Origin of the sequence: Specibacter cremeus (assembly GCF_003946885.1) — a bacterium.
Classification (GTDB): domain Bacteria; phylum Actinomycetota; class Actinomycetes; order Actinomycetales; family Micrococcaceae; genus Specibacter; species Specibacter cremeus.
Map to the genome: position 1 here is coordinate 96987 of NZ_RWKQ01000005.1, position 26877 is coordinate 123863.

Annotated in this window: 27 protein-coding genes and 2 pseudogenes; 13 read left to right on the forward strand and 16 right to left on the reverse strand. The window is 69.5% G+C overall.

The window, feature by feature from the left end:
* A pseudogene (locus EJC77_RS20280) lies at positions 1–301 on the forward strand (hypothetical protein); the annotation flags it as partial.
* A 16-nt stretch (positions 302–317) separates the two neighbouring features.
* On the opposite strand, the gene EJC77_RS03055 reads toward EJC77_RS20280, so the two are convergent.
* Together EJC77_RS03055 and groL are read right to left on the reverse strand one after the other, a co-directional pair.
* Positions 318–1325, reverse strand: a complete 1008-nt coding sequence (locus tag EJC77_RS03055; protein ID WP_125610103.1) for a ribonuclease HI family protein — start codon at positions 1323–1325, stop codon at positions 318–320.
* A 212-nt stretch (positions 1326–1537) separates the two neighbouring features.
* Positions 1538–3169 (reverse strand): chaperonin GroEL, encoded by a 1632-nt coding sequence (gene groL, locus EJC77_RS03060; protein WP_125610104.1) that lies wholly within the window; start codon positions 3167–3169, stop codon positions 1538–1540.
* Positions 3170–3642: 473 nt separating this feature from the next.
* On the opposite strand from groL, the gene EJC77_RS20905 reads away from it, so the two are divergent.
* Positions 3643–4305 carry a TM2 domain-containing protein gene (locus EJC77_RS20905; protein ID WP_125610105.1) on the forward strand — a complete coding sequence of 221 codons (663 nt, stop codon included), beginning with the start codon at positions 3643–3645 and terminating at the stop codon, positions 4303–4305.
* A gap of 83 nt (positions 4306–4388) precedes the next feature.
* Here the strand turns inward: EJC77_RS20905 and EJC77_RS03070 are convergent, their stop codons facing one another.
* Positions 4389–4991: a LytR C-terminal domain-containing protein gene (locus EJC77_RS03070; RefSeq protein WP_125610106.1), complete on the reverse strand. Its 603-nt coding sequence runs from the start codon at positions 4989–4991 to the stop codon at positions 4389–4391.
* Positions 4992–5032: 41 nt separating this feature from the next.
* Positions 5033–5341 (reverse strand): DUF3263 domain-containing protein, encoded by a 309-nt coding sequence (locus tag EJC77_RS03075; RefSeq protein ID WP_125610107.1) that lies wholly within the window; start codon positions 5339–5341, stop codon positions 5033–5035.
* Between the two features lie 109 nt (positions 5342–5450).
* Here EJC77_RS03075 and EJC77_RS03080 point away from each other — a divergent pair, with 109 nt between their 5' ends.
* From EJC77_RS03080 to EJC77_RS03090, 3 genes are all read left to right on the forward strand, one after another.
* Positions 5451–6215, forward strand: a complete 765-nt coding sequence (locus EJC77_RS03080; protein WP_125610108.1) for a uracil-DNA glycosylase — start codon at positions 5451–5453, stop codon at positions 6213–6215.
* A 69-nt stretch (positions 6216–6284) separates the two neighbouring features.
* Positions 6285–7142, forward strand: coding sequence for a siderophore-interacting protein (locus tag EJC77_RS03085; RefSeq protein WP_125610109.1), 858 nt, complete (start codon positions 6285–6287; stop codon positions 7140–7142).
* Positions 7143–7421: 279 nt separating this feature from the next.
* Positions 7422–8210: a hypothetical protein gene (locus EJC77_RS03090; protein WP_125610110.1), complete on the forward strand. Its 789-nt coding sequence runs from the start codon at positions 7422–7424 to the stop codon at positions 8208–8210.
* Between the two features lie 131 nt (positions 8211–8341).
* Here EJC77_RS03090 and EJC77_RS03095 read toward each other — a convergent pair whose 3' ends face one another.
* On the reverse strand, positions 8342–9844 hold the full coding sequence (locus EJC77_RS03095; RefSeq protein WP_125610111.1) for a threonine/serine exporter family protein: 1503 nt from the start codon (positions 9842–9844) through the stop codon (positions 8342–8344).
* Positions 9845–9913: 69 nt separating this feature from the next.
* Positions 9914–10987: a lipid II:glycine glycyltransferase FemX gene (locus EJC77_RS03100; RefSeq protein ID WP_125610112.1), complete on the reverse strand. Its 1074-nt coding sequence runs from the start codon at positions 10985–10987 to the stop codon at positions 9914–9916.
* Between the two features lie 204 nt (positions 10988–11191).
* On the opposite strand from EJC77_RS03100, the gene EJC77_RS03105 reads away from it, so the two are divergent.
* Both EJC77_RS03105 and EJC77_RS03110 read left to right on the forward strand, forming a co-directional pair.
* Positions 11192–12610 carry an ABC transporter permease gene (locus EJC77_RS03105; RefSeq protein ID WP_125610113.1) on the forward strand — a complete coding sequence of 473 codons (1419 nt, stop codon included), beginning with the start codon at positions 11192–11194 and terminating at the stop codon, positions 12608–12610.
* Between the two features lie 3 nt (positions 12611–12613).
* Entirely contained in the window at positions 12614–13303 is a 690-nt protein-coding gene (locus EJC77_RS03110) for an ABC transporter ATP-binding protein (protein WP_125610114.1), read from the forward strand.
* 5 nt (positions 13304–13308) lie between these two features.
* Here EJC77_RS03110 and EJC77_RS03115 read toward each other — a convergent pair whose 3' ends face one another.
* The 3 genes from EJC77_RS03115 to EJC77_RS03125 form a co-directional block, all read right to left on the reverse strand.
* A complete protein-coding gene (locus tag EJC77_RS03115) occupies positions 13309–14094 on the reverse strand; it encodes an enoyl-CoA hydratase/isomerase family protein (protein WP_125610115.1) in 786 nt (261 codons plus the stop codon).
* Positions 14088–15578, reverse strand: a complete 1491-nt coding sequence (locus tag EJC77_RS03120; RefSeq protein ID WP_125610116.1) for an aldehyde dehydrogenase family protein — start codon at positions 15576–15578, stop codon at positions 14088–14090. The genes EJC77_RS03115 and EJC77_RS03120 overlap by 7 nt, the downstream gene beginning before the upstream one ends.
* An 89-nt stretch (positions 15579–15667) precedes the next feature.
* On the reverse strand, positions 15668–16345 hold the full coding sequence (locus tag EJC77_RS03125; RefSeq protein WP_164520301.1) for a TetR/AcrR family transcriptional regulator: 678 nt from the start codon (positions 16343–16345) through the stop codon (positions 15668–15670).
* A gap of 85 nt (positions 16346–16430) precedes the next feature.
* Here EJC77_RS03125 and EJC77_RS03130 point away from each other — a divergent pair, with 85 nt between their 5' ends.
* Positions 16431–17879, forward strand: a complete 1449-nt coding sequence (locus EJC77_RS03130; RefSeq protein ID WP_125610118.1) for an MFS transporter — start codon at positions 16431–16433, stop codon at positions 17877–17879.
* Positions 17880–17951: 72 nt separating this feature from the next.
* Here the strand turns inward: EJC77_RS03130 and EJC77_RS03135 are convergent, their stop codons facing one another.
* Positions 17952–18689 (reverse strand): DUF998 domain-containing protein, encoded by a 738-nt coding sequence (locus EJC77_RS03135; RefSeq protein ID WP_125610119.1) that lies wholly within the window; start codon positions 18687–18689, stop codon positions 17952–17954.
* A 109-nt stretch (positions 18690–18798) separates the two neighbouring features.
* Here EJC77_RS03135 and EJC77_RS03140 point away from each other — a divergent pair, with 109 nt between their 5' ends.
* Together EJC77_RS03140 and EJC77_RS03145 are read left to right on the forward strand one after the other, a co-directional pair.
* The gene (locus EJC77_RS03140; RefSeq protein WP_164520302.1) at positions 18799–19437 is read left to right on the forward strand and encodes a TetR/AcrR family transcriptional regulator; all 639 of its coding nucleotides are present in this window, start codon (positions 18799–18801) and stop codon (positions 19435–19437) included.
* Between the two features lie 102 nt (positions 19438–19539).
* Positions 19540–20661, forward strand: a complete 1122-nt coding sequence (locus tag EJC77_RS03145; protein ID WP_125610121.1) for an SGNH/GDSL hydrolase family protein — start codon at positions 19540–19542, stop codon at positions 20659–20661.
* Positions 20662–20793: 132 nt separating this feature from the next.
* Here the strand turns inward: EJC77_RS03145 and EJC77_RS03150 are convergent.
* From EJC77_RS03150 to EJC77_RS03160, 3 genes and pseudogenes are all read right to left on the reverse strand, one after another.
* Positions 20794–20970: pseudogene (locus tag EJC77_RS03150) on the reverse strand (type II toxin-antitoxin system YoeB family toxin); the annotation flags it as partial.
* Positions 20936–21214, reverse strand: a complete 279-nt coding sequence (locus tag EJC77_RS03155) for a type II toxin-antitoxin system Phd/YefM family antitoxin (RefSeq protein ID WP_240629706.1) — start codon at positions 21212–21214, stop codon at positions 20936–20938. The gene EJC77_RS03155 and the pseudogene EJC77_RS03150, both read right to left, overlap by 35 nt.
* A gap of 152 nt (positions 21215–21366) precedes the next feature.
* Positions 21367–21681, reverse strand: a complete 315-nt coding sequence (locus EJC77_RS03160) for a putative quinol monooxygenase (RefSeq protein WP_125610122.1) — start codon at positions 21679–21681, stop codon at positions 21367–21369.
* Positions 21682–21894: 213 nt separating this feature from the next.
* Between EJC77_RS03160 and EJC77_RS03165 the strand changes: the two genes are divergently transcribed.
* Both EJC77_RS03165 and EJC77_RS03170 read left to right on the forward strand, forming a co-directional pair.
* Positions 21895–22137, forward strand: coding sequence for a DUF2630 family protein (locus tag EJC77_RS03165; protein ID WP_125610123.1), 243 nt, complete (start codon positions 21895–21897; stop codon positions 22135–22137).
* A gap of 25 nt (positions 22138–22162) precedes the next feature.
* Positions 22163–22540, forward strand: a complete 378-nt coding sequence (locus EJC77_RS03170; RefSeq protein ID WP_125610124.1) for a VOC family protein — start codon at positions 22163–22165, stop codon at positions 22538–22540.
* A gap of 21 nt (positions 22541–22561) precedes the next feature.
* Here EJC77_RS03170 and EJC77_RS03175 read toward each other — a convergent pair whose 3' ends face one another.
* Together EJC77_RS03175 and EJC77_RS03180 are read right to left on the reverse strand one after the other, a co-directional pair.
* Positions 22562–23203 carry a DUF1684 domain-containing protein gene (locus EJC77_RS03175; protein WP_240629708.1) on the reverse strand — a complete coding sequence of 214 codons (642 nt, stop codon included), beginning with the start codon at positions 23201–23203 and terminating at the stop codon, positions 22562–22564.
* Between the two features lie 10 nt (positions 23204–23213).
* On the reverse strand, positions 23214–24257 hold the full coding sequence (locus EJC77_RS03180; protein ID WP_125610126.1) for an SDR family oxidoreductase: 1044 nt from the start codon (positions 24255–24257) through the stop codon (positions 23214–23216).
* 195 nt (positions 24258–24452) lie between these two features.
* On the opposite strand from EJC77_RS03180, the gene EJC77_RS03185 reads away from it, so the two are divergent.
* The gene (locus EJC77_RS03185; protein ID WP_125610127.1) at positions 24453–25910 is read left to right on the forward strand and encodes an amino acid permease; all 1458 of its coding nucleotides are present in this window, start codon (positions 24453–24455) and stop codon (positions 25908–25910) included.
* A gap of 76 nt (positions 25911–25986) precedes the next feature.
* Here the strand turns inward: EJC77_RS03185 and EJC77_RS03190 are convergent, their stop codons facing one another.
* Positions 25987–26541 carry an SWIM zinc finger family protein gene (locus EJC77_RS03190; protein WP_240629710.1) on the reverse strand — a complete coding sequence of 185 codons (555 nt, stop codon included), beginning with the start codon at positions 26539–26541 and terminating at the stop codon, positions 25987–25989.
* Positions 26542–26877 lie beyond the last annotated feature (336 nt).

The window sequence follows — 26877 nt, forward strand, 5'->3', positions numbered from 1 at the left end:
CACGACACTGCAGCACCCCGACATCGATCCCGACCGGCTGTCCTTCAGCATTGCGCTGCGGACCGCCCGCGACCTGGTGATCCAGGCCCGCGGGATCCTCACCGGGGCCGTGGTCGACCTGATCGGGCGCATCGGGGCAGCGGTTCTCGCCGAACCCCTGCCCGCCCGCCGGATACGCACCCGACCCCGGGTGATCAAACGCGCCATCTCCAAGTACCGAGCCAAGGAACGCACACCCGACCGCCGCACCTACCCGGCGACACTCGCCGCGAAGATCTTGAAACGAACACCAGACCCTTAACCGAACGGCATTGCGGTTAGCGCTCGGGCGTGCCCTGGTGGAAGCGCAGCCGCCACTGGGTCCCGTCACGGCGCCATAGCGAGCTGCGCAGGGCGGTGCCGCGACGGTCGAAGCTGCGGTACGTCAGCAGCGCCGTCGCATCGTCCAGCATGGCGGCGCCCATCAGGTCCATGTTCGCCTGGCCGGAGCCGCCTTCGACCAGTGCGGCGATCATGTCGTCACGATCCCACAGCCGCCCGGACGCACCGATCTCCTCGAATTCCGGGTGCAGCAGGAAGGCGAGGCGTCCGGCATCGGCCCGGGTGTCGGGGGTCAGGAGTTCCCGTTCCAAGGCGATGACGGCGTCGAGTACGGCGTCCGGTGATGTGGTCGGGGCCGGTTCGCCGAAGGCCGGGTCGGGGGCGTCGTCCTCGAACACGTCGTCCTCGAACACGGTGAAGAGGTCCGGCTGGTCGTCACGGGGATCCCGCGCGGGTTCCGGCATGGCGGCCACCGGGGCCGCGCCGGCCGCGTGCCTCGCGCCGACGGCATGGCCGGTCGCCGCGCCGGCCGCTGCCGGCCCGCGGAAGCCCGGCCCGGTGACCGGGGTCCGGCCGGCCTGGTAGGCCAGGGCGGCGTCCCGGGCGCGATCGTCGGCGGCCTCGTTCAGGTCGTGGCCCGCGTGGCCCTTGATCCACTCGAAGGTGTACTTGCGGCCGACCAGCGCGTCATCGATCTGCTTGAGCAGGTCCTGGTTCAGGACCGCCTTGCCGTCGGCCTTGCGCCAGCCCTTGCGCTTCCACCCCGGCATCCATTTCGTCACGCAGTTGATGACGTATTGGCTGTCGCACAGGATCCGCAACGGTTCGTCCGGCAGGTGGGCCGTGGCATTGAACAGGTCCAGCACGGCCATCAGCTCGCCCTGGTTGTTCGTCCCGTGCGGCCAGCCGCCGGCGCGCCAGCAGGTGTCGTCCACGTACCAGGCCCAGCCTGCGGGTCCCGGGTTTCCCAATGCCGAACCATCGGCGGCAGCAACAATCGTCATGGCCCAATCCTTTCAGACCGCACGGACACCAGCGCTCCCTCACGTCCGGCGGCGTTTCCGCCACGGGGCCGCGCGCCTTAAACGGCCGACGGCGGCCCCCACCCAAGGTGAGAGCCGCCGTCGAGCATTCCGCTGGCGCGTGGGAGCCGCTGGGTGGGCCCACAGGCGCGAGGGCCCCTGGCCGAGGCACGAGGCCAGGGAGCGCCTGGGGACTAGAAGCCGCCCATGCCGCCCATGCCACCCATGTCGTCGCCACCGGCCGGGGCTGCCTTCTCGGGCTTGTCCGCGATGACGGCCTCGGTGGTGAGGAACAGCCCGGCGATGGAGGCCGCGTTCTGCAGTGCGGAACGGGTCACCTTGACCGGGTCGTTGATGCCGGCGTCCAGCAGGTCCTCGTACTCGCCGGTGGCGGCGTTGAGGCCGAAGCCCACGGGCAGGCCGCGGACCTTGTCCACCACGACGCCGGGCTCGAAGCCGGCGTTGAACGCGATCTGCTTCAGCGGGGCGTCGATGGCGACCTTGACGATGTTGGCGCCGGTGGCCTCGTCGCCGGTGAGGTCGAGGTTCGCGAAGGCCTTGACGCCGGCCTGGATGAGGGCCACGCCGCCGCCGGGGACGATGCCTTCCTCAACCGCTGCCTTGGCGTTGCGGACGGCGTCCTCGATGCGGTGCTTGCGCTCCTTGAGCTCAACCTCCGTCGCGGCGCCGGCCTTGATGACTGCGACACCGCCGGCCAGCTTGGCCAGGCGTTCCTGCAGCTTCTCGCGGTCGTAGTCGGAATCGGAGTTCTCGATCTCGGCGCGGATCTGGGTCACACGGCCGGCGATCTGCTCGGCGTCGCCGGCACCCTCGACGATGGTGGTCTCGTCCTTGGTGACGACGATCTTGCGGGCCTTGCCGAGCTGCTCGATGCCCGTGGTCTCCAGCTTCAGGCCGAGTTCCTCGGAGATGACCTGGCCGCCCGTGAGGATGGCGATGTCGGCCAGCTGCGCCTTGCGGCGGTCGCCGAAGCCCGGGGCCTTGACGGCGACGGACTTGAACAGGCCGCGGATCTTGTTCAGGATCAGCGTGGCCAGGGCCTCGCCCTCGACGTCTTCGGCGATGATCAGCAGCGGCTTGTTCGACTGCATGACCTTCTCGAGGACGGCGACCAGGTCCTTGACGCTGGAGATCTTCGAGTTGACGATCAGGATGTATGCGTCCTCGAGGACGGTTTCCTGGCGCTCGTTGTCGGTGACGAAGTAGGCGGAGATGTAACCCTTGTCGAAGCGCATGCCTTCGGTGAGTTCCAGCTCCAGGCCGAAGGTGTTGGACTCCTCGACCGTGATGACGCCTTCCTTGCCGACCTTGTCGAGGGCCTCGGCGATCAGGTTGCCGATCTCGGTGTCGCCGGCGGAGATCGACGCGGTGGCGGCGATCTCTTCCTTCGTCTCGATTTCCTTGGCGGAGGCGACCAGTTCGGTGGTGACGGCCTCGACGGCCTTCTCGATGCCGCGCTTGAGCATGAGCGGGTCGGCGCCGGCGGCAACGTTGCGCAGGCCTTCCTTGACCAGGGCCTGGGCCAGCACGGTGGCGGTGGTGGTGCCGTCACCGGCGATGTCGTCGGTCTTCTTGGCGACTTCCTTGACCAGCTCGGCGCCGATCTTCTCGAACGGGTCGTCCAGCTCGATCTCCTTGGCGATGGACACGCCGTCGTTGGTGATCGTGGGGGCGCCCCACTTCTTTTCGAGGACCACGTTGCGGCCGCGCGGGCCGAGGGTGACCTTGACGGCGTCGGCGAGGATGTTCAACCCGCGCTCGAGGCCGCGGCGTGCCTCTTCATCGAATGCAATGATCTTGGCCATGGAGGCGTCAATCCTTTCGGGACAGTCTTACGGACTTCGCTCCTGCGCCCATGGTGCCCGCGACGGACGGACAACCGGCAGGCGATCTCTGTACGACTGCCGGGCTGGCCTCACCACAAGGAGGAACTTAAGTGACCTCCGACGGCGGCGATCTCACCAATTCTGGCAGTCGCCACCTCAGAGTGCTAACTCCATAATTAGCACTCGACACCCGAGAGTGCAAGCGCGCGGGCCTTTCCTCGCCCCGGGCGAACGCGCCCGAACGCCGTCCCGACACGGCCGGCGCCACGGACTCGGCACGATCCTTCCGATTGTCTGCGCGACGGACTAGCGTGGAAACCAAACGACGCCGTCACGGCCGCCCCTTGCATGTCAGGCTGGGACGGTACTCGTGGGCCAGGTGCCGGATCAAGCGAACCAGACAGGGCGAACCCAGACAGAGCGAGCCCAGACAGAGGCAGCAAGGAGCCATCATGAGTGACACCCCGAACGCCGCCCAACCGGCCGGAGCCGACGAGCCGGAGCAGCAGCCGGACGCGGATCTCACTCTGCGCAACCCGGCCGGGGACGCCGCGCCGGAAAATCCGGCCGCGGATCCGCCGCCCGTCCCTGAGTCTCCCGCCTTCGAAGCCGCCCCGACGCCCGAGGCCCCCGCCTTCGACGCGCCGGCCGTCCCGCCGGGCCCCGATGCACAGCCGTACGCGTATCCGGCGCCTCCGTCCGGTGACGTGAACCAGCCCTGGGAAGCCACGGCCGGATACCAGCAGCCGCCGGCCGGCTACGCCCCGCCCGGCTACCCGCAGCAGGGGTATGCCCCGCCCGGTTACCCACAGGGCTACGGACAGCCCGGCTACCCACAGGGCTATGGCCAGCCCGGCTACGCCCCGTATGCCGGCGTGGAGCAGAAGTCCAAGATCGCCGCCGGCCTGTTGGGCATCTTCCTGGGCTCCCTCGGCATCCACAACTTCTATCTGGGCTTCACCGGCAAGGCGATCGCCCAGCTGCTGATCACCGTGCTGTCGCTGGGGTTCCTGTCCTGGGCCTCGGCGATCTGGGGGATCATCGAGGGCATCCTGATCCTGACCGGCAGCGAGAACTTCCGCAAGGACGCCAAGGGCATTCCGCTGCGCGACTAGCAAGCAGAAACGAGACGCCGTTGGCGGGCCCCATTTCCGGGTGCCCGCCAACGGCGTCTTGCGTGGTGGCGTGGAGGGTGGCGCTATTGCGCGCCGGGCCCCAGCACGACCGCCAGAGGGATCCCCAGTTCCGCCGTGTCGACCAGCGTGGGGATGCCCGTGACCTTGGCCAGCTGCCTGGCATTCACCAATTGGCCCGCCCCGTTGTAGAAGATGACCGACGCCGTCTGCGGCGCCCCGGCCCAGTTCGCCGACTGGGACACCGTCCAGCCGTCGGCGGTGATGACGGCCGCATACTTGGCGGCCAGGCCGGAGATGCCGGTGGCGTTGAAGACCGCGACCGGTACGGTCCGGTCGGGCGTGGGCGTCGGCGTGGGCTGCGGGGACGGCGCCGTCGTCGTCGGTGCCGCCGTCGTCGTGGTGGGGGCGGCGCTCGTGGTGGGCGTCGCCCGGTGGGCGGGGGCCGTCGTCGTGTGCGCGGAGCTGGCCGCGCTGACGACCTTCTCCCCCAGCCCAAGCCGCGGCAGGACGAGGAATGCGAGCAGGCCGATGCACAGGGCCGCCACGCCGAACACGACGATGGGCCACAGGCTCCGGTGTTCGGCGCCCAGACCGCTGCGGTGCACCCCGTGGCGCGACGAATCTTCCGGTACCTTGTCGAATTCGTCCCGAGGGTAGTTAGTCATAGTGCGGCTGGGTCCTTGTAGGTGTCTGGCGGGGGCGCGCGTCAGTTGCCGAGGCGGCGAGCCGTCCGGGCCTTTTGGCGCGACGTACGTAGTCTACGCAATCGCTTGACCAGCATGGGGTCATGCGCCAGGGCGGCCTCGGTGTCAATGAGCACGTTCAGGATCTGGTAGTAGTGCGTGGCGGACATGCCGAACAGGTCGCGGATGGCCTGGTCTTTGGCGCCGGCGTACTTCCACCATTGGCGTTCGAGGTCCAGCATTTGCGCGTCGCGCTCGCTCAGGCCGCCGGCCGGCGTCGTGGGCTCAACCGGGGCATGGGAGGGCGTCGCGTCGGCCGCATGGTCGCTCATGCGCACTCTCCCTCCACAACGGTTCCGACACACTCTTCCATCCATGATATGTGCGACTCACAGGGCTGTCATTCACGAGCGCGGTGACCGCGGCTGGGACAATGGCCGGATGGAGTCCACCCCCTTGAACCCCACCCTGTTCGACCCGGCGCCGTCCCCGCCCGATCCGGCCGACGTCGCGGCGTTGGCCGCCCTGGCCACCGATCCGTTGTCGCTCGTGTCGCCCGACTGGGCCGCGGCACTGGCTCCGGTCGCTGACCGGCTGCGCGCCCTGGGCGCCATGGTGCGCCGCGAGTACGACGCCGGTACCCCCTCCCTGCCCGCGCCCGCCAACGTGCTGCGCGCGTTCTCGACGCCACTGTCGGCGGTGCGGGTGCTCATCGTCGGTCAGGACCCGTATCCGACGCCCGGGCATGCCGTCGGGCTGGCGTTCTCGGTGGACCGCCGCACCCGGCCGTTGCCGCGCAGCCTGGTCAACATCTACCAGGAATTGCAGGCCGATGTGGGCGTCGCCCCCGCCCCCCACGGCGACCTGACCGCCTGGGCCGGGCAGGGCGTGCTGCTGCTCAACCGGGTGTTGACGGTGACGCCGGGTGCCACCGGGTCACATCGCCGGCGCGGGTGGGAGGAGGTGACGGAGGCGGCGATCCGTGCGGTGGCCGGGCGCGGCCTGCCGCTCGTGAGTGTGCTGTGGGGCAAGGACGCGCAGGCGGTGGCGCCGCTGCTGGACGGGACGGCCGTGATCTCCTCGGCCCATCCCAGCCCGTTGTCGGCGTCCCGCGGTTTTTTCGGTTCCCGCCCGTTCAGCCGGGTCAACGAGCTACTCGCCGCCCAGGGGGCCGCCCCGATCGACTGGGCGCTGCCAACCCACTAGAGTTTCGAAGGGTGCCCTAACCCGGGCGCCGTCGTCCGTGCGCCGTCCGGCACGCCAAAGGAGTCCGCCGTGAGTTCTTCCCCCGCCCCCACTTCCGCGGATCACACCGCCCCTGCCGCCAAGAAACGCCCACAGGCCAACCTGACGGTGCTGCGGACCGAACGCCTGGGACCGCACATGGTGCGCGTCGTGGCCGGCGGCCCCGGCTTGTCCGCGTTCGAGCCCAAGGGCTTCACGGACATGTATGTGAAGATCCACTTCGTCGACCCGGCCGCCGGCCTGGCCGAACCGATCGACCTCGCCGCAGTGCGCGCCGAGCTCCCGCGCGACCGGTGGCCCGCGACACGCACCTACACGATTCGCCGGTTCGACCCGGCCGCCGGCGAACTGGCCGTCGACTTCGTCGTGCACGGCGATGCCGGCCTGGCCGGACCGTGGGCCGCGAACGCCGTCCCCGGCGACACGATGATCATCACGGGACCTGGCGGGGCCTACCGTCCAGACCCCGCTGCGGACTGGCACCTGCTGGCCGGGGATGATTCGGCCCTCCCTGCGGTCGCCGCCGCCATCGAATCCCTGCCGGCCACCGCCGTCGGCCACGCCTACCTGGAGGTCGACTCCGACGCCGACGTGCAACCCATCCAGGCCCCCGCCGGGCTGGAGCTGCATTGGGTGCTGCGGCGCGGGGCCCCGGCGGGCACGGGGTCGGCGCTGGCCGACGCCGTCACCGCGGGACCGTGGCTTGCGGGGCGCGTGCACGTGTTTGCGCACGGCGAGCGTGAAAGCATGAAAGCGCTGCGGGACGTGTTCTTCAAGCAGCGCGGGCTGGAGCGCTCCCAGGTGTCGTTGTCCGGTTACTGGGCGTATGGTCGCACCGAGGATTCGTTCCAGGCCGAGAAGAAGCAGCCCATCGGGAAGATCCTGTAACACTCCGGGTGCGTGATTCATGTCACATTCGTGCGTCCAAAACTATTGATCGCCCGGTTTCCGCGGGCCTACACTGGAATGTCTGTGACCGTGGTCTCACGATCCCGGGAAGTCACGCACATGGTTGCGCACAAACCACATACCCCACTGCAAAGCTCGCGGCCCCGGTCGCGCATTCCGGGCGCCCTTCTTTGGCTGTCCGGGTCCCTTGCCGCCCGCTTGCAGTTGCAGGCCGGCGCGCGGAATACCGTTGCATCATCCCAATCCTGAGGAGGAGAGATGAAGTCTCTCCGTACTTTTTTGGCCATCCTTTTCACGTTGTCGGCAATGATCTTCACGGCGGGCCTGGCCAATGCCGCCCCCGCCGCGCACAGCACCTGTTCCGGGGGCAGCATCGCCTCGGGCACCTACGCCAGCCTCACCGTCACGGGAGCCTGTAGCATCCCGGACGGCGCGCACGTCACCGTCAACGGCCCGGTGACCGTCACTCCCGGCGCCATGCTGAACGCCATCTCGGCCTCGACCGTCCGGGTCACCGGCAACGTCCTGGTCAAGAGGGGCGCCACGCTCGGCCTCGGCTGCTCCGAGTCCATGACCATGCCGCCGTTCCCGGGCGGTCCGGTCTTCTGCACCGGCGTCTCCCATGACCAGGTCGACGGAAACATCGTCGCCGCCTGGGCGCGGACCATGTTCATCGACGCCGTCACCATTCACGGCAACCTGGTCTCGATCGGCGGCGGCGTGCCCGTCACGGGCGCCGACCCGGCCGGCTGTGAGGAACGGCCCGGAGCGTTGAACTTCCCCGTGAAGGACAACACCATTGACGGAAACGTCGTCATCACCGGCTGGCAGGGTTGCTGGCTCGGCTACATCCGCAACGTCCAGCACGGCAGCACCGTCCTGGCGCACAACAACACCGCCAGCGACGATTCGATGGAGGTCGTGACCAACACCATCCACGGCAACCTGGTCTGCACCCGCAATGCACCGGCACCCCAGGTGGGTGACTCCGGCGGCGCACCGAACGCCGTGACGGGAGCCAAGACCGGCCAGTGCGCGAAGCTGTAACCGCATAAGGTCAGGCCCGACCACCGGAATCGGTGATCGGCCAAGGCCGTTCGCGGCCGCATGGAGATCCAGTGTTCGATACATCGGGGTGTCGAGACCCACACCCCGATGTATCGATCATTCGATGCGTATCAGCGTCGCCGGTTGGCGCGGCGGTCCAGCCGGCCGTTGCCGCGCGTCAGCGGCCGGGCCACGTTATCGCCGAACACGACGCCGGCCGCGACGGCCAGGATCACGATCAACGCATTGACCAGGTCCACCGTTCCCGCGGCCGTCGCGGCGGGCGTGAGCGTGATGGTGAACATGGCCCGGAAGATGGACAGGCCGACGAGCAGGAAGATGATCGACGGCACCGCCACCACCAGTTGCGGCGCGCCCAGGCGCAGCGCGATGACCCTGGCCAGGACACCGACGACGACGGCGGCGACGGCCGGCGCGAACCGTCCGCCCAACCCCAGCTGCAGGGCAAAGTAGTACGCCAGGTACCCGGCCAGGGCCGTCACCAGCGTGGGTACCAGCAGCCGCACGGCCGTCTGCTCCGCGACGCAGATGGCGATCGTGGCCACGGCGACCAGCGGCAGCAGCACATACAGCGGGTGGGCGCCGACGAGTGGTTCGGCCACGTCCAGCCGGCTCTTCCCGAACGCGGCCGCGATCACGATGGCCACCGCGATGCCGGAGACGATGGCCCCGAAGGACAGGAACGCGGACAGGAACCGGCCGGCCGCGGTGACCGGGAACCCGTTGATGGCGTCCTGCACGGCGGAGACCAGCCGGCCGGTCGGCAACAGCAACAGGATGCCGCCGGCCACCACGGCGGACGGGCTCAACGGCACCTCGAGCACATAACAGGCCACGGCCACCATGGTGACCGTGAACGAGCTGATGGCGGTGACGAAGAAGTCCGGCACCCGCCAGCGCCCCAAGGTGCGGGCGATCAGGCCGACCAGCAGGATGGTCGGGAAGGACACCAGCACGCCCACCCAGGATCCGCCGATCACCCCGACCACGGCGGCGGCGAACACGGCCTCGGCCAACGCCACCATCCACCGCGGAAACGGTTTCGGGCTGCGGATGACCGCGTCCAGGCGCTTGTACGCGTCGTCCCGGGTCACGCCGCCGGAGACGATGTCGGTGACCAGTTCGTGCACCTGGACGAGCCCGTCATAGTTGTTCGTCCACGACCGGACGACCCGCAACAACGTGACCGGCGTCGTGTCCTTGCGCGCGTAGTTGATGACGACCGACTGGTTGGTGATGTCGACCTCGATGTTGCGCAGGCCCAGCGCCGCCGTGACGGCGATGATGCTCGTCTCCACCTCCATCGCCCCGGCACCGTACCGGAACATCGTCTCGGCCAGGCGCAGCGCGAAGTCAATGGTCTTGCGCGCCGACTCCTCCGCCTTGCCCACCTGGATCGTGGGGTTCGCGTAGGGGCTGCCGGCCAGCCGCTCGACGATGTTCATGGGCGCCGTGGGCGGGGCCTCCCCCTGCACGAGCCGGCGCAGCACATTGCGCGCCGCCCACGTGTTGGGCCGCGGGCCCGGCGGCGGCAGGACGGGGATCGGCCCGGCCGGCGGCACCACCGGGATTGGGCCGGCGTGCGGCGGCCGGCGCGGCGGTTCTTCACTCATGCGGGCCCTTCGATCGTGAGGGACGCGGACGACGACGGCGGGTGGGTCGCGTCATCGTCGCACCTGTTGCTAGTAGAACTGCTGGCCGGTGCGGCGGGTGTACAGCTGCCGGAACACCCGCTCGGCGGCGGCGGTCCAGGCCTTGTACCGCGGCGGGCTGATGACCAGGTCGTAGCAGCCAACAAAGTCGGTGACGGACTTCGAAAAGCTGGTCTTGAACAGGCCCAGCCCATGGAACGGGTGGGTGGGGTCCTTCAGCCGGGCCGCCGGCGGCGTCCCGCAGAAGTCGTACTCGAGCGCGCCGAGCTCCTTCATGTCCGTGATGGCCGCCCATTGGACCAGGTGGGAGTCGCCGTACTGGCTGCGCTGCTGCAGCGAGCCGCCGTCCTTGTATGTGGCCTTCGCCCCGTAGTTGACCACGTACGCGCCGACGGAGGGGACGCCGTCCTCGTGCACGAAGTAGAAGCGGCCCTGGCCGCGGTTGGCGAATTCCGTCCAGAATTGCCGGTAGTAGGCGTATTCGCGCACCTGGTTCGTGGACTTCGCGGCGATGGTGCCCACCATGAGGTCGTACATGGCCCGCATGACGGACTCGTCGGGGGCCAGGCGGTGCACCTCGACACCCTCGCGGGTGGCCCGGCGGACGGCATTGCGGCCGCGCGAGTGCAGGGTGCGCAGCAGCTCGTTGGGTTCCGGGGAGATGTCCAGCAGGGCCGTGTGGTCATTGGGCTGCAGGTCGGCGACCTTGACCAGGCCGGCGCCGGCGAGCACCGTGCGGGCGTGCTCCGAATCGACGATGTCCGGTTCGACCTTGACGGCGAACACGTTCTGCCGGGCCGCCCGGAGGAACACCCGCAGGGCGCCCATCATGGCCGGGATGTCGGCCACGTCCGCCACATCGGGGCCCTTGATCAGGTACCACAGCCGGCCCAGGACCGGGAACGACTTCTCCAGGGCCAGGTTGTAGCTCGTGTAGCCGGGCCCGTCGAACGCCAGGTGCCGCGGCGTCCAGCCGTAGTTCTTCTTGACGGCGGCGAACGCCTCGGACTGCAGCAGATTTCCCCCGTTGGGGTTCGCGGTGACCAGCTCGTCCCAGCTGGAAATCTCGGCCGGCGTGGCGAATCGGGCGGTGAATTCTGGCAAGAGACCCTCAAAACATGGTTGGCGTGCTCGGTGCCCCCAGTCTACCGGTGAGCGCCGCGTGGATGCCCGGAGCCGCCGGGTGTTCCCGGCCACCCGGCGGCTTCACAGTCCGCGTCCAGCCGGCGCCAAGCCCTCGCATTGACCGGCGCAGCACGATGGCTTCCGGAGCTGCCGCACGGGCAGCCCACAGACGTTGGAGTTCCTATGGGAGTCGTTTCACGAAGCGTGGGCAACGCGTTTCGCAACAAGGTGCGCAGCGGCGCGGTGATCGTGATCCTGGCCGTGGCGATCGGGCTGGCCCTGGCCATGCTCGTGGCCAACCAGGCGGTCGCCTCGAAGGTCGATTCGCTCAAGGCGTCGATCGGCAACAACCTGACCATCAACCCGGCCGGCGCGCGCGGCGGTTTCGGCGGCGGCACGCCGCTGACGACGGCGCAGCTCACCAAGGCGGCGGCGGTGCCGCACGTCGCCGCCGCCCAGGGACTGCTGGCCGTCCGGCTGGCCACGAACAACGGCACCACCACGGGTTCGTCGGGGTCCTCCAACGATTCCGGACGCGCCGGGCGCTTCGGCACCGCCGGCACCACCAGCCTGCAGTCCGCGGTGGCGCCCGGGGTGCTCGGTGCGCGCAACAACAGCGCCGGCGCATCGGGCGGTACCGCGGCGACGCCGTCGTTCAGCCTCCCCATCCAGGCGACCGGCATCACCGGCTCACTGACGGCGTCCGGCACGGCCTTCAACATCACCAGCGGCTCGGGGTTCAGTGACTTCGCCGGCACGTCCACCCAGGCGCTGGTCGGGTCCACCCTGGCGACGAAGAACGGGTTGAAAGTCGGTTCGACGTTCACCGTCCAGGACCGCACCATGAAGGTCACCGGCATTTTCGATGCCGGCACGGCGTTCGACAACAACGCCATCTACCTGCCGCTGGCGGCCACCCAGACGCTCACGGACCAGGCCGGGCAGCTGAGCAGCATCAGCGTGGTGGTGGACAGCATCGACAACGTCTCGACCACGCAGACGGCCCTGACCGACGCGCTGGGTTCCTCGACGGTGGACGTCACGGCGGGGTCGACGAACCTGCAGTCGGCCGTCACATCGCTGGGCAGCGTGCAGAACATCTCGCTGATCGCGTTCATCGCCTCGCTCGTCACCGCCGGGCTGATCGTGCTGCTGATCATGATCATGGTGGTCCGTGAGCGCCGCCGCGAGATCGGCGTGCTGAAGGCCATCGGCGCCGGCAACCGCACCATCGGGCTGCAATTCGTCATCGAGGCCCTGGTGCTGGTCGCCCTGGGCACGGTGGTCGGCTCCATCGTGGCCGCGTTCAGCTCCAACCCGATCGTCAGCGCCCTCGTCGCGAGCAACACGACGTCCAACGCGGCCGGCCGGCCGCGGCAGGGGGCCGCGAATGCCGTGGGCGGCTTCGGTGGCGGCGGCTTCGGCGGGCGGGGCGTGTTCTCCGGCGCCAACCAGCTCATCGGCACCATCAGCACCTCGGTCGGCTGGCAGACGCTGGTGATCGGTGCCGTCGGCATCCTGGCGATCGCGGCCATCGGCGCGCTGGTCCCCGCCCTGCTGACCGCGAAGGTCCGCCCCATCGAAGTGCTGCGAGGAGAGTAAGCCATGCTGACAGTCACCAACATTGTGAAGAAGTTCAATTCCGGGGAACGGACCATCAAGCCGGTCAATGGCATCACGTTCAGCGTGGAGCAGGGCACGTTCGCCGCCATCCTGGGCAAGAGCGGCAGCGGCAAGAGCACGCTGTTGTCGCTGCTCGGGGCCCTGGACAAGGCCACGAGCGGCGAGGTGATCGTCGACGGGGTGAACATCTCGGCACTGCCGGATTCGAAGCTGACGGCCTACCGGCGTGACGACATCGGGTTCGTGTTCCAGCAGTACAACCTGATCCCCAACCTGTCGGCCAAGGAGAACGTCATGCTGCCGATGGAGTTCGCCGGCGTGTCGCACGCCGAGCGCAGCAAGCGGGCCGGGGCGTTGCTGGAGCAGGTGGAGCTGACCGAGGAGATGCACGGGCGCCTGGCGAACCGGCTCTCCGGCGGCATGCAGCAGCGCGTCGCGATCGCCCGGGCGCTGGCCAACGAGCCGAAACTGATCCTGGCCGACGAGCCCACCGGCAACCTCGACGACGAGACGGGCGAGCTGATCATCGCCCTGCTGCGCCGGCTCTCGCACGAGAAGAAGACGACGATCCTGGTCGTCACCCACGACCACGCGCTGGCCGGCCAGGCGGACCGCAAGTTCAGGCTGGCCCGCGGCACGCTCACGGAGGAGGCGGTCCGCCGGCAGGGGTAGGCCGGTCACTCCTCGACCGGGCGCCGCCACGTGAACGCGGGCTCGGCCTTGGCCAGGAACGCCCCGACACCGATTTCGGCGTCGGGGCCGACCTCCATCTCGTGCTGCCAGTAGGCGCTGCGTTCGGCCACATCCGTGGCGCCGTCCGCAATGGCGTCGATCAGGTCCTTGTGCGCGCGGGCGGAGAACTGCGACCGGGACGCGAGCCGGCCGGCAAGCGCGCTCACGGCGGTCTCGAAGGTCTCCACGGGCTCGACGCTCGTCAGCAGGCCGAGCCGGGACGCGTCGTCGGCCGTGAGCAGCTCGGCACTGAACAGCAGGTACTTGGCGGCGGCCGGCCCGACGAGCCCGACCAGCCGGCGGATGCCGGAGAGCGGGTAGACGATGCCCAGGTTCGCCGGCGTGATGCCGACGACGGCGGTGCCGGACGCGAGCCGGATGTCGCAGGCGCCGGCGATCTGCCAGCCGCCGCCCACGCAATAACCCTCGATGGCCGCGACGGTCGGTTTCGGGAACGTGGCCAGCGCCTCCTCCGCCGCCGTGACGTCGCCACCGTCACGCCGGCCGGTGGCGGGGTCGTGCAGGATGCGGGCCAGGTCCGCGATGTCGGCGCCGGCGGAAAAGTTCCCGGAGGCGCCGCGGACCACGAGGACCAGCACGTCGTCGTCGGCGGCCAGTTCCGTGAGCAGGAACGGGAAGCGCCGCCACATGTCGGCGGTGATGGCGTTGCGCATGCCCGGGTTGTCGAGCACGATCGTGGCGACGGGTCCGTCGCGTTTCACCCTCAGCATGCCGGCGGACGCAGCTTGACGTTGATCTGCTTGATCTGCGTGAACCCCTCCAGCATGCCCTCGAGCGACACCTCCCGGCCCAGCCCGCTTTGCTTGTATCCGCCGTAGGACTGGCCGGCGACCTGGCCGCCGCCCTGGTTGACCTGCACCCAGCCGGCCTCCAGCCGGTGCGCGACGCCCAGGGCGTTGTCCAGGTTGTGGCTCCACACGTAGGCGGCCAGCCCGTAGCTGGTGTCGTTGGCCATCCGGACGGCGTCGTCGGCGTCACGCCACGGGATGGCCACCAGGACGGGGCCGAAGATCTCCTCGCGGGCCAGCCGGAACTCGTTGCGCGCCCCGGCGAAGATCGTGGGCACGTGGTAGTAGCCCTCGGTCAACGGCCCGCCGGCCGGGGCCTCCCCGCCGATCACCGCGTCCATGCCGGCGGTGGCCCGCCCCTCGTCGAGGTAGCCGGTGATCTTCGCGTGCTGGCCGGCGTTGATGACCGCGCCCATGTCGGTCGCCTCCTCCAACGGGTCGCCCACCGTCAGGGCGGCGAGCCGCGTGCCCAGCCGCGCCAGCACGTCGTCGTACACATCCTCGTGCAGGAACAGGCGCGAGCCGGCCGTGCAGCTTTGGCCCTGCCGGGTGAAGCGGGAGGCCAGCAGCAGGCCGTCGATGAGCTCGTTGTCGACGGCGTCGGGGAACACGATGGACGGGCTCTTGCCGCCGAGTTCCAGCGACATGTGCGCGAGCCGGCCGCCCGCCTGCGCGCCGACGTGCCGGCCGACCTCGGTGGAGCCGGTGAAGGAGATCTTGTCGACGCCGGGGTGGGTGGCCAGGGCGTTGCCGACGACGGCGCCGCTGCCGGTGAGGGCGTTGACGACGCCGGTCGGCAGGTGACGATTGCACACCTCGGCGAGCAGCAGGATGGTCAGCGGGGCGTCGGCGGCCCCCTTGACGATCACCGTGTTGCCGGCCGCGAGCGCGGCGGGGATCTTGAACGCGGCGATGAGCAGCGGCGAGTTCCATGGCAGGATGGCGCCGACGACGCCGAGCGGTTCACGCCGCGAGTACTGCAGCTGGTCGTCGCCGGCGGGCAGCGTGACTCCCTTGACCTCGGCGGCGGCACCGGCGAAGTAGCGGAACATGCCGATCAGGGCGGCCGTCTCGGGGCGGGCCTGGGTGCGCAGCGCGTTGCCGGTGTCCAAGGCGGTCAGGTGGGAGAACTCCTCGGCGCGGTCCTGGATCTCGTCGGCGATGGCCAGCAGGGCGTTCGCGCGGGCGGAGAAGTGGAGGGCGCGCCAGGCCGGGAAGGCGGCGCGGGCGGCAAGCACGGCCCGGTCGACGTCGTCCCCGTTGGCCGCGGGAACGCGGGCAATCACCGTCTCGCGGTGGGCCGGGGTGAGGACGTCGTGCCACGCTCCGTTGACGGACGGGACCGGTTTACCGCCGATCCACATGGGGTGGTCGGTGATGGACGTTGCCTGTGCTGGCGCAGCCATGGTGTAAGCCCCTTCGCTCGCGGGTCGGCCGGCTCATCGCCGCCTACCACTACCTTCACACCCGCCCGGGGAGCGCACAAGGGGCCGGGTCAGCCCACCCGGCGGTGCGCCCGGCTGGCGTTGAGCACGAGCGGCAGCTTGGTCCGCAGCGTGCATTCGAGCAGTTCCGTGGCGGTCGGCTCCTCGTCGTAGACCTCGGGCAGGCGCAGGCTGATCAGCGTGTTCATCAGCATGCCCTGGGCCAGGAAGTCGCGGGCCGCGTCCGCGTCCAACCCCGCCTCGTCGCGGATCAGCCGGTACAGGGCCAGGAACCCGTCCCGGGCGCGCGGCCCGATGACCGGTTCGTGGCCGGTCACGAACGACTGCATGAGCATCATGAGGATGCCGCGGTCCTCGATCAGGTCGGCGTAGGCGACGGCCATGAGCTGCCTGAGCCGGTCCTGTCTGCGGCTGCCCAGCGCGGGATCGAGCAGGGCCACCTGGTCGGCAAGCGCCCCGGCGTCGTAGGCGGCGATGACGCGCCGGAAGCTCTCGTCCAGCTTGCCGAGCGCCCGGTCCATGGCCTCGACGAACAGGGTCTCCTTGGTGCCGAACAGGCGCACCACGTACGGCTGGCTGATGTTGGCCGCCCTGGCGACCTGGTCCGTGGTGGCGCCCGCGTAGCCGCGCTCGGCAAACACGGCCGTCGCGGCCTGGAGGATGAGTTCGCGGCGCTCCGCGGCGGGGATGCGGGTCGCGGCAGGACTTTCGGCTGATTTCTTCACCACCCTTGACATGTTATCAGTCGATTACTACATTGGTCCATTAAGTAATCATCCAATTACCTCCTATCCCCGGAAGTCGAACACGATCATGAAACGTCCCACCCCCGTCTGGCTGGCCATCGCGGCCGCCTCGCTTCCGGTCTTCATGGCCACCCTGGACAACCTGGTTGTCACCAACGCGCTGCCGGTCATCCACGAGAAACTGGGCGCCAGCGTCGAACAACTGCAGTGGGTGGTCAACGCCTACTCGCTCAGCTTCGCCACGTTCATGCTGTTGGCCGTGGGACTGGGCGACAGGTTCGGCCGCCGCCGCGTGTTCCTCGCCGGCCTGGCCATCTTCACGCTGGCGTCGGCCGCGTCCGCGCTGAGCACCGACCCCACCCAGCTCATCACCGCCCGCGCCTTCCAGGGCGTGGGCTCGGCCGCGCTGATGCCGTTGTCGCTGACCCTGCTGGCCGGTTCCGTCAGCACGACGCTGCGCCCGCTGGCCATCGGCATCTGGGGAGGCGTGTCCGGCCTGGGCGTCGCGCTGGGCCCACTGATCGGCGGGGCCGTCGTGGAGGGCTGGAACTGGCAGGCCATCTTCTGGCTGAACGTGCCGGTCGGCATCGTCTCCGTCCCGCTCGTGCTGCGGGGGCTGCCAAACAGCTTCGGTGCCCGCGTCCGCGCCGACGTCGTCGGCCTGCTGCTCTCCGGCCTGGGCCTGCTGGGCCTGGTGTTCGGGATCGTGCGCGGCAACGACGCCGGCTGGTCCAGCGCGCAGGTGCTGGCCTCGCTGGTCGGCGGCGGCGCGCTGCTGGTCGCGTTCGTCGCCTGGGAGGCGCGGACCGCCGCCCCGCTGCTGCCGCTGCGCCTGTTCCGCGACCGCAGCTTCACCGTGGCGAACATCATCGGGCTCACGTTCAGCTTCGGCATCTTCGGCGCGGTGTTCATCCTGATCCAGTTCCTGCAGATCGTGCAGGGCCACAGCCCGCTGCAGGCCGGCGTCATGACCATGCCGTGGACGCTCGCCCCCATGTTCGTGGCGCCACTGGCCGGCCTGCTGGCCCCGCGGCTGGGCACGCGCACGCTCATGATCACCGGCCTGGCGCTGCTCACGGCGGCCATGTTCTGGCTGGCGGCCACACTGTCCGCGGCCGAACCCTACGTGGTCCTGGTGCCCGGGTTCATCGCGGCCGGGATCGGCATGGGCCTGGTGTTCGCGCCCATGTCGACGGCCGTGCTGGCCAACATGCACCAGGACGACCACGCCAAGGCGTCCGGCACGAACGCCACCCTGCGCGAGGTGGGCGTGGCCCTGGGCGTGGCCGTCCTGACGGCCGTGTTCACGGGCGCCGGCGGGCGGCTGACGCCGACCGGGTATGTCCACGCCGCCGTCCCGGCCGTCTACGTCGGTGCCGCGGTGCTGGTGGTCGCCACCGCCGTCGCACTGTGGCTGCCCTCGCGCAACCGGGTGCGCGCGCTCGCCTCCGCCATCGAGGCAGGCACGCACGACGCCGGCGCCCCGGTTGCGTCGTCGGCCTCCGTTCCCGCCTGAACCGTCCCAACTGGGGCGGGTCTCGACGAGCTCGACCACCGGTGGTCGAGCTCGTCGAGACCCGCCCCACATTCACGTGTGGGCGCCGATCCGGGCGTCGCCGGCCAACAGGCGCACGACGATGGCCAGTCCGTAGAGCGTGGGGATCCAGGACGCGAGCTTCTCGAAGATGCCACCGTCGCCGCCGTGCCCGATCAGCGCGCCGAACGTGGCCAGCGAGGCCATCATGGCGACGGCGGCGAGCACCGCCCACGGCGCCCACCGGCGCCAGCCCGGCTCGCGGGCGAACCGGATGGCGAGGACGACCAGCGTGGCGACCGCGGCACTCAGGCTGACATAGGACACGCCCTGGTGGATCACGGCGTGCAGTGACGGGGCTGCGGGCGCCGGAACGCCGAGCGGGTAGCCGAGCGCGGGGTCCTGGGTGAACACGCCGGCGCCGATCAGCGTCAGCCCGCTCAGGATCTTCAGGACGGGCATCGCGGTGACGCCGAACCCGCCGACCAGACTGGCCCGCCACGCGGCGGCGGTGACGCATTGGAAGACGCCGAACACGATGAACCCGGTGACCTGCAGCCAGCCGCCCGGGCCCAGACTGAGCGCGCTCATGGGCTGCCTGAGCCAGTCGTAGCCGGGGCGCAGGGCCCCGTCGACGAGGATCGCGGCGTTGAAAACGACCGAGACCACCAGACCGAGCCACAGCAGGGTCCGGTGTGCCCTCAAATTGGGCTCGACGCCGAACCACGGCGTGAAGCCGGCGCCGAGGGGCCCTGATTGATTCACCGGGGTTTGGTTCACTGGACTGCTCATGGGGTTCTCCGATTCCCTCCCCCACCACTGACACTACATGCGTAGGTTTACGCTCGTAGTGTTATGCTTGTCAAGAGGTTTGGACGTTGCCAGGGGAAGGACGGGTGCTGTGACAACCGAGGCGGCCGGCGAGGCGCCGGCCCGGCGCAGGAACGCGCGCGGCCAGGGGCGGCGGCTGCGCGAGGAACTCATCGACGCGGCCGGGGCGCTGATCGCCGAGTCCGGTGACGCGTCCACCCTGTCAATCCGCCAGGTCGGCGCCCGCGCCGGCGTGGCGGCAACGTCCGTCTACCTCCACTTCACGGACCTGGACCAGCTCAAGCTGGCGGTGGCGCGGCGGGGACTGGCCGAATTCGGCAGGCTTCGACAGGCGGCAGTGGCCGGCGCCGGCACGGCCGCCGAGGCACTGATTGCCGGCAGCGTCGCGTACGTCCGGTTCGCCGCCGACAACCCGGGCCTGTACCGCCTGATGTTCGGCGGGACGCTGGCGCCCGCGCTGAACGCCTGGGGCGCGGACCCAGAGGACGCCGGGGACGGCTCCGCCTATGCGGGCCTGGTCCAGGCGATCGGCCGATGCCAGCGGGATGGGGCGGCGAGCGCCGACGCGAACCCGGCCTATCTGGCCGGGCTGCTGTGGCCGGCGCTGCACGGCATCGCCACGCTGCGGATCGACCGCCCTACACTCCCCCTGCCGCCCGTCGAGGACGTGGTCCCGGAAACGGTCAGGCGCCTGATACGTTTCCGCTAGGCCGGCCGGTTCCTCCAACGGCGGCCACCGCGGCCGGATGCCGGCGCGTACTCTGGAAAGGGACAGTGCGTTGGTTGTGGCGATCGCCACGGAGGAGAAGCCATGGACATGGATGGCAGCGGCCGGCCCCTGGCTCCCTCTGCCCGCCCGGGTGCACGCCGCGTGCGGCCCTCCGGCACCCGCCCGGCCCCGGGTTCCCTGGGGGCCTCCCCCTTGGTTCCGGTGCTGCGGCGCGCCGGAGCCGTCGCCGGGGTCGCCCTGGGTGCCGCCACGGGGGTTGGGGTCCTGACCCTGCTGGAGGCACTGTGGGCGTTTGAGCGGCTGCTGCCGCGGGGCCCGATCGACACCGTGCCGGCGGCGGGGCTGTTCGGGGACGGCAATGCGGGTGATCCGTTGGAGCTGGTGCTGCTTGGGGATTCCCTGGCGGTCGGTTTCGGCGCCGATTCGCCCGAGGGCTCCGTGGGCTACATGCTCGCCGATGGCCTGGCCGCATCATCGGGCCGGCCGGTGCGGCTGCACAATGTCGCGGTCATCGGCGCAACGTCCCAGGACCTGCCGCTGCAGGTTGCGGCCATCGACGAGCGCGGATTGCGTCCGCACGTCGCCGTCGTCATTGTCGGTGGCAACGATGTCATGCACCTGCGCAGCATCAACGGGGCCCTGAAGTCCCTGGCCGAGACGGTGCGGGCCCTGCGCCGACGGGGCAGCCAGGTGGTGGTGGCATCGTGCCCGGACATGGGCACCGTGGCCCCGTTCCTGCAGCCGCTGCGGTTCTGCGCGCACTGGCTGAGCCGGATGCTCGCCACCGGCCAGACGATTGTGACGCTGCGCAACGGTGGGCGCACGGTGTCCCTGGTCGACCTGGTGGGGCCCGTCTTCCGCCGGCACCGCGACGCGATGTTCTCCACGGACCACCTGCATCCGTCGGCCCTCGGCTACGCCCAGGCGACCCACGTGCTGCTGCCAAGCGTGGTGGCCGCCGCGGGATTCACGACCGACGGACTGACCCGCGTGCCGCACCGTGTCTATACCAAGGGGAAGCGGCGCCCGCTGGCCTGGTTTGCGTTCAGGGCGTCCCGCCATTCGGGGGTGGAGGTCAGCACGGTACCCGCCTGGCACGGCCACGACATTGCCATCCGGCGCATCTCGCCCGCCCACTTCCTCGACGGCATCCACCCGATGTCCCAGCTGGGCGCCCACCTGACGCACCACGCCGGCTCGTGAGGGGCGGCGGGTGGAAATTCGCCGTAACCGTGCGGCGAATGCCCGCCCCGCAAGGCGCCCCGTTTGCCGAGTCAGCCCGAACGCTGCGAATCTGCCCGAACGGTCGGTCTGACATGCAGGGTTCGGTCTGAGTTGCTCCGGCTTGCCGAGTCCGGCGGTGGCATTGCGGCGCGCGTCCTCGATCAGCTTGTTCACGCGCTTGAGTACCACCCTGTCGGTTACACCCCAGTATTGGTAGTCGTCCCATCCCTCGTCGGTGAAGCCGAGGCGAGCGTCACGCTGTCTCGTCGTCCGTCTGGCCGAGTTCATGGCGTGCGGTGCGGCCGTCCCGCACCTGCTGGGCCGACGCGGCCAGGCGGGCCGCGTTGGCGGGCGATCGCAGCAGGTGGGCGGCGTCCCGAAGGGCGTTGTATTCGTGGGCCGATACGAGAAAAACCGAGCCGCTCTTGGACGTGATCTCGATGTCGCCGCGATCGAGATTGACCCTCTCGATGAGACGATGCAGGTCCCTGCGCGCCGCCGTTGCGGTAATGGCCATGGCTTCGTCCTCCATACGTACGTCATTGCGTACGTATTAATCGTATGTGGCCTGCCCTGCTCCGCAAGGGCCGCATCCGACGGCCGACGACTGTACGGAAGGTCACGCCGTCGCCCGCGAGGCCGGCGAGGTTGGGGAAGTCCAGGTGGGCGATCAGTCTCGAGAGGTCACGGCTCGCTCGTGTTCGTGGCCACGTGGTCGTAGTCGGTGAACACCACGGGCCCGCCCACCAACTCCGGCGAGTACACGGCTTCGAACCGCCGGACGGCCTCCGATTGGCCGTGGGCGGCGTGTGCGGCCTCGTCCGCGAACGTGAACAGGTGCACGAACCTTGTGGGGTCGTCGTGCTCCTGCCAGGCGGCGTAGAAGAGCGTGCCCGGCTCGTTCTCCCGCACGTACTGGACAAACTCCCGGATCGCGCCGAGAACCCTCTCGACGGCGGCGGCATTCACCTGGTAATTCGCGGTCTGGTAAATCGGCATGTGACCCTCCTGTGGGGCGATCCGACGGCGGCAGGCAATCGACGCAACGGCCGCACGGATGCCGCATTATATGAGATGAGTGGGGCGCGGCCGTGGCATGATCATACCGCCGCCGAAGAAGGCCAGGCCGCCACTACCCCGCCGACCCCAACGTGACTAGCCTTGGAAGCATCGCAACTTCCAACATCGGTGATGAAGTCGTAGGTGGCAATCGTGGACGCAAGGAACATTCAGGACGAGATCCGGGCGCTGGTTGCGAGAGAGCAGGCGCTGCGCGCCTCGACGGCCCCGGCACAGGACCCCGCGACCCGGCGCCAGGAACTGGAGGGGCTGCAGATCCAGCTGGATCAATGCTGGGATCTGCTGCGACAACGGCAGGGCAAGATCGACGCCGGCGAGAACCCGGATGAGGCGCAGGTCCGGCCGGCCAGCCAGGTCGAGAACTATCGGCAATAGCTTCACCCACCCAGACGGAGGCACCATGTTCGGCAGCACCAAGGCATTTAGCGGCTTCTCGGTCGACGACACGGCCACGGCGAAGGAATTCTATGGCGGGACGCTGGGGCTGGAGGTGACGGAGGCCAACGGCATGCTCACCCTGCATCTGGCCGGCGGCGGCACGGTGATCGTCTACCCCAAGGGTGACGGCCACCAGCCCGCCACGTTCACGATCCTCAATTTCCCGGTCCCGGACATCGACGCGGCCGTCGAGGCGCTCGGCCAGCGTGGCGTCGCGTTTGAACACTACGCGGGCACTCCGATGGAGACCGACGCGACCGGGGTCTTCCGCGGTGGCGGTCCGCTGATCGCCTGGTTCAAGGACCCGGCCGGCAACGTGTTGAGCGTCATCCAGGAATAACGGACGACGACGGCGCCCGCCTCAAGCGGCAAGGTGCGGTGCGTACAACTCACCGACGGGAATGCTCGCCGCGAGCCGGTTGCCGGGGCCCGGCAGCGGGCAGGCCCAGGCCTCGTCGTAGGCGCAGGACGGGTTGTAGGCGAAGTTGAAATCCAGGATGAACCGCTCGCCGCGCCGGCCCAGGTATGCGCCCTTGATCGTGTCCAGCAGGTAGCGCCCGCCGCCGTAGCTGCCGTCCGGTTTTGCGGCGGTGGCGTCCCGGAACGGGACGAAGAGCCCGCCGCCGTAGCCGCGCAGTTGCCACACGGCCAGTCGCCCCAACCCCGGCAGTGCGACCGTGCCAAGGCGGGTGAACGACACGGCCCCGTCGGTCCCCGTCTCCACCGTCATCCCCTCGCCGGCGCCGTGGCCGTCGAGCGCGCACTCGAACCGGTACCCCGGGTCGTAAGCGGCGATCGGCAGCCCGGTGAACCGCTCCTTCTTCGCCTGGCTCAGGGCGGACGCCGGGTGGTCGCGGAACAGGGCGTCACGTTGCGTCCGCCAGAGGTCGTGGGCCGCGCGGACGTCGGTGCCGCTGAGTTCGCGGACCTGGTCGTAGAGGGCGAAGGTCCGGCACCGCCAGTCGACAACGGCCGCGGCGGCGTCCGGGTCGCCCGTGATCATGGGCCCCGGACTATGTGGCATGGGGTTGCACCAGGCCAAGCCTGACGAGGCTCTCCCCCGTCGCGACGAGGGCGTCCTCGTTGGACCGGGGCGTCCAGCCGAGGACGCGCCGCGCCTTGTCGTTGCTGATCTGCTTGGCCCTGCCGAGGCGGGGCACCACCTCTTGGAGAAGTGACTTGTTGAACAGCGCGGCCAGGCGCACCAGGACGTCGGGCAGGACGCGGGTGGGCACCCGTGCGGCCGCGTCGCCCAGGCGGTCGCGGAGCACCCGGGCCATGTCGGGCAGGCTCATGGACTCGCCGGCGGCCGCGATGAATCGTTCGCCGGCGGCCGCGGGATTCGTCATGGCCAGGACGTGCAGGTCGGCGACGTCCCGCACGTCCACCACGCCCGTGGACACCTTGGGCAGGCCCGGAACTTTTCCCGACATCAGCCGTTGGACGATCTCGACGGAGCTGGACAGTTTGGGCCCCAGCACCGGCCCGAAGATCCCGACCGGGTTGACGACGGCCAGTTCCAGCCCGCCGCCCTCGCGGGCGACGAAGTCCCAGGCGGCGCGTTCGGCCAGCGTCTTGGACTTCACGTAGGCGCTCACCCCGGCGTGCGGGTCGGTCCAGTCCTCCTCCGTGTACGGCCGGTCCGGGACCGGGCCGCCGTAGCCGACCGCGGCGAAGGAGGATGTCAGGACAACACGCTTGACGCCGGCGTCGCGGGCGGTGCGCAGTACGCGCAGTGCCCCGTCGCGGGCGGGGACGATGAGCTCGTTCTCGTCCTTGGGCATGGTTGGAGGGAAGGGCGAGGCCGTGTGAAGGACAAAGGTGACGCCGTCGACGGCGGCCGGCCAGCCGTCGTCGGACACCAGGTCCGCGGCGGCGAAGGTGAGCGCATCGCCGGGCTCGACGCCGGCCGTCTGCAGCAGGGCGCGCACGTCGCGCTCGCGGTCGACGGAGCGGACCGTGGTGCGCACCCGGTAGCCGTCACCCAGGAGCTTCGCGATGCAATGGCCGCCAAGAAAGCCCGACCCGCCCGTCACCAACACCAGTTCGTTGCCCATGGCCCTGATTCCCGTCGATTGCCGATTGGTTCCATCATGCATCCGTGGGTGGCCGATCCGGAACCGGAGGGTTCCCCCAACCCAATCCGACAGCAGAACTTATCAATGAACATTAGAATCAGTCACTTCTCATAATTGGTGGTTGGGGTCACACTGGGTAAGGCACATATCCACTCCACCCAGGGGACCCAACCGATGGCCGATTCCACGAACATCCAATCCGTCTGGCGCCGCAAGCCGATGGCCGAGATGGAGATCGAGAGCAAGCACAGCGGACTGTTCAAGAGCTTGGGCCTGTGGCAGCTGACGGCGATCGGCGTCGGCGGCATCATCGGCGTCGGCATCTTCACGCTGGCCGGACTCGTCGCCCACGGCGACGCCAACAATCCCGGCGTCGGGCCGGCCGTGCTCATCTCGTTCCTGATCGCCGGGCTCGCCTCCGCCGCCGCGGCCCTGTCGTACGCCGAATTCGCCGGCATGATCCCGCGCGCGGGGTCGGCGTACACATACGGATACGTGGCCCTGGGCGAGCTGATCGGCTGGTTCATCGGCTGGGACCTGTTGCTGGAGTACATCGCCATCGTGGCCGTCGTGGCGATCGGCATCTCCGGCTACGTCGACGCGTTCCTGGGCGGGTTCGGCGTGCATCTGCCGACCGCCATCTCGGCCACGGCCGACAGCGGCGGCGTGATCAACCTGCCGGCCATCCTCGTCTGCCTGCTGGTCACGTGGATCCTCAGCCGCGGCACGAAGGCGCTGGGCCGGTTCGAACTGGCGGCCGTCGCCTTGAAGATCGTGCTCATCCTATTCATCGTCGGGCTGGGCATCTTCTTCATCAACACGCACAACTACACCCCGTTCATGCCCAGCGGCTTCGGCCCCGTGTTCACCGGCGCGGCGACGGTGTTCTTCGCCGTGTTCGGATACGACGCGATGAGCACCGCGGCCGAGGAGGCCAAGGACGGCAAGAAACACATGCCCAAGGCGATCGTGCTCTCGCTGGTCATCGCGATGCTGCTCTACGTCGCGGCGACGCTGGTGCTCACGGGCATGCAGAACTACAAGGACATCGACCCGGCGGCCGGGTTCGCCTCCGCATTCACCGGCGTCGGGCTGCCGGTCATCGCCAGCATCATCTCCGTGTTCGCCGTGCTGTCCATCCTCACGGTCATGCTCACGTTCCTGCTCGGGGTGAGCCGCGTGTGGTTCTCGATGAGCCGCGACGGGCTGCTGCCCAAGTGGTTCTCGAAGGTCGACCACCGCGGCACGCCACGGCGGGTGACGTGGATCGCCGGACTCGGGTCGGCATTCCTGGCCGGCATCTTCCCGATACGGCTCGTGGCCGACCTGACCAATATCGGCATCCTGGCCGCCTTCGTCGTCGTGTGCATTGCCGTCATCGTGTTCCGCTACACGAAGCCTGATACACCGCGCACCTTCCGGCTGCCGTTCATGCCCGTGGTCCCCGCCGTCGGGGTGCTATTCTCGCTCTTCCTGATCTGGCAGCTGTCGTGGGAGACGAAGGCCCGCTTCGTCGTGTGGCTGGCGATCGGGCTGGTCATCTACTTCACGTACGGGCGCAAGCACTCGCTCATGAACCCGGACAGCCCGCGGCATGCCGAGCTTGAGGACGCCGCCGGCGCGTCCGACTGAAGCCCGGCGACGGCACGCGGCTCACGCCGGTGATAAAGCCCGCACCGTTGCCGCCGCGACAGGCGTTGGGCGCTGCTCAACCGCGCTCTTCGGTTGCCCTCATCGCCTCATACGCAGGCCGCAGCACTTCGGCGAGCGGCCGCGAGCGGACGGTGACCTCCACCGGTGGGGCCTGGTCCACCAACAGTCCCCCGACCGCATGGGTGCGCCGCCGGGGAACGGGAACAGGCGGGACAAAGAAGGCATCGAGCACTTCCGTGAGGGGCGCGCCCGTGCTTTTCTCGTCCGGGCCGCCGGTGTCTGCCGAGTGCATCCGGCCCAGCAGCTCTTCGCGTTCGCGTCCGCGCCAGGCGAGGATCCGGAAGGGATCCTCGTCGAACTGCTCGGCCAGCAGGTAGAACACCGCCGCCAGGTGCTTGCACGGCACTTCCCAGTCGGGGCAGGAGCAGTCCAGACTCAGCTCGCCAGCGCTGCGGGGGAACAGGGACAGCCCGACGGCGGTGAAGACGTCCTCAATGTCGGCGGGCATTTCCCCCGCCAGCAGCGTGGCAACGTACCAGGCGTTGCCGGCGAGCGCCTCCTCCACGGCCGCCCACTCGGCCTTGCCAAACGCGGTGATGCCGATCCGCACGCGGTACGGCTTTGGCCGCGACCCCTGGACGCTTGCGGTGACGGTGCCGGCATCGATGTCAAGGGAGATTACCTGCCCGCGCCGGGCGTAGTTGCGGCCGCGCTGCAGCCTCCCGCCGACGCCCTCCAGTACGTCGATGAACCGCCCCGACCACCAGCTCGTGCCGATGGCGCCCCGGACGCTGCGTGCCTTGACCCCGCCCTCGACATTGCGCGGGGTGGACGGCGGATAACTGGTCTAGTGCGTATCCGGTTAGCTCAGGCTCGCTCGGTGTATGCCCGGAGTTGAGCCGGTCGCGGACGNAGGACTGATTCGAGCTCGCTTCATGACTGTCGC

Bases quoted from the DNA above. Each gene is read 5' to 3' on its own strand.
- EJC77_RS03055 (WP_125610103.1), bottom strand. From the start codon at position 1,325: ATGACGATTGTTGCTGCCGCCGATGGTTCGGCATTGGGAAACCCGGGA.
- EJC77_RS03090 (WP_125610110.1), top strand. From the start codon at position 7,422: ATGAAGTCTCTCCGTACTTTTTTGGCCATCCTTTTCACGTTGTCGGCA.
- EJC77_RS03170 (WP_125610124.1), top strand. From the start codon at position 22,163: ATGTTCGGCAGCACCAAGGCATTTAGCGGCTTCTCGGTCGACGACACG.
- EJC77_RS03080 (WP_125610108.1), top strand. From the start codon at position 5,451: ATGGAGTCCACCCCCTTGAACCCCACCCTGTTCGACCCGGCGCCGTCC.
- EJC77_RS03155 (WP_240629706.1), bottom strand. From the start codon at position 21,214: ATGGAGGACGAAGCCATGGCCATTACCGCAACGGCGGCGCGCAGGGAC.
- EJC77_RS03070 (WP_125610106.1), bottom strand. From the start codon at position 4,991: ATGACTAACTACCCTCGGGACGAATTCGACAAGGTACCGGAAGATTCG.
- groL (WP_125610104.1), bottom strand. From the start codon at position 3,169: ATGGCCAAGATCATTGCATTCGATGAAGAGGCACGCCGCGGCCTCGAG.
- EJC77_RS03175 (WP_240629708.1), bottom strand. From the start codon at position 23,203: ATGATCACGGGCGACCCGGACGCCGCCGCGGCCGTTGTCGACTGGCGG.
- EJC77_RS03160 (WP_125610122.1), bottom strand. From the start codon at position 21,681: ATGCCGATTTACCAGACCGCGAATTACCAGGTGAATGCCGCCGCCGTC.
- EJC77_RS03180 (WP_125610126.1), bottom strand. From the start codon at position 24,257: ATGGGCAACGAACTGGTGTTGGTGACGGGCGGGTCGGGCTTTCTTGGC.
- EJC77_RS03145 (WP_125610121.1), top strand. From the start codon at position 19,540: ATGGACATGGATGGCAGCGGCCGGCCCCTGGCTCCCTCTGCCCGCCCG.
- EJC77_RS03185 (WP_125610127.1), top strand. From the start codon at position 24,453: ATGGCCGATTCCACGAACATCCAATCCGTCTGGCGCCGCAAGCCGATG.
- EJC77_RS20905 (WP_125610105.1), top strand. From the start codon at position 3,643: ATGAGTGACACCCCGAACGCCGCCCAACCGGCCGGAGCCGACGAGCCG.
- EJC77_RS03135 (WP_125610119.1), bottom strand. From the start codon at position 18,689: ATGAGCAGTCCAGTGAACCAAACCCCGGTGAATCAATCAGGGCCCCTC.
- EJC77_RS03110 (WP_125610114.1), top strand. From the start codon at position 12,614: ATGCTGACAGTCACCAACATTGTGAAGAAGTTCAATTCCGGGGAACGG.
- EJC77_RS03105 (WP_125610113.1), top strand. From the start codon at position 11,192: ATGGGAGTCGTTTCACGAAGCGTGGGCAACGCGTTTCGCAACAAGGTG.
- EJC77_RS03130 (WP_125610118.1), top strand. From the start codon at position 16,431: ATGAAACGTCCCACCCCCGTCTGGCTGGCCATCGCGGCCGCCTCGCTT.
- EJC77_RS03120 (WP_125610116.1), bottom strand. From the start codon at position 15,578: ATGGCTGCGCCAGCACAGGCAACGTCCATCACCGACCACCCCATGTGG.
- EJC77_RS03095 (WP_125610111.1), bottom strand. From the start codon at position 9,844: ATGAGTGAAGAACCGCCGCGCCGGCCGCCGCACGCCGGCCCAATCCCG.
- EJC77_RS03075 (WP_125610107.1), bottom strand. From the start codon at position 5,341: ATGAGCGACCATGCGGCCGACGCGACGCCCTCCCATGCCCCGGTTGAG.
- EJC77_RS03115 (WP_125610115.1), bottom strand. From the start codon at position 14,094: ATGCTGAGGGTGAAACGCGACGGACCCGTCGCCACGATCGTGCTCGAC.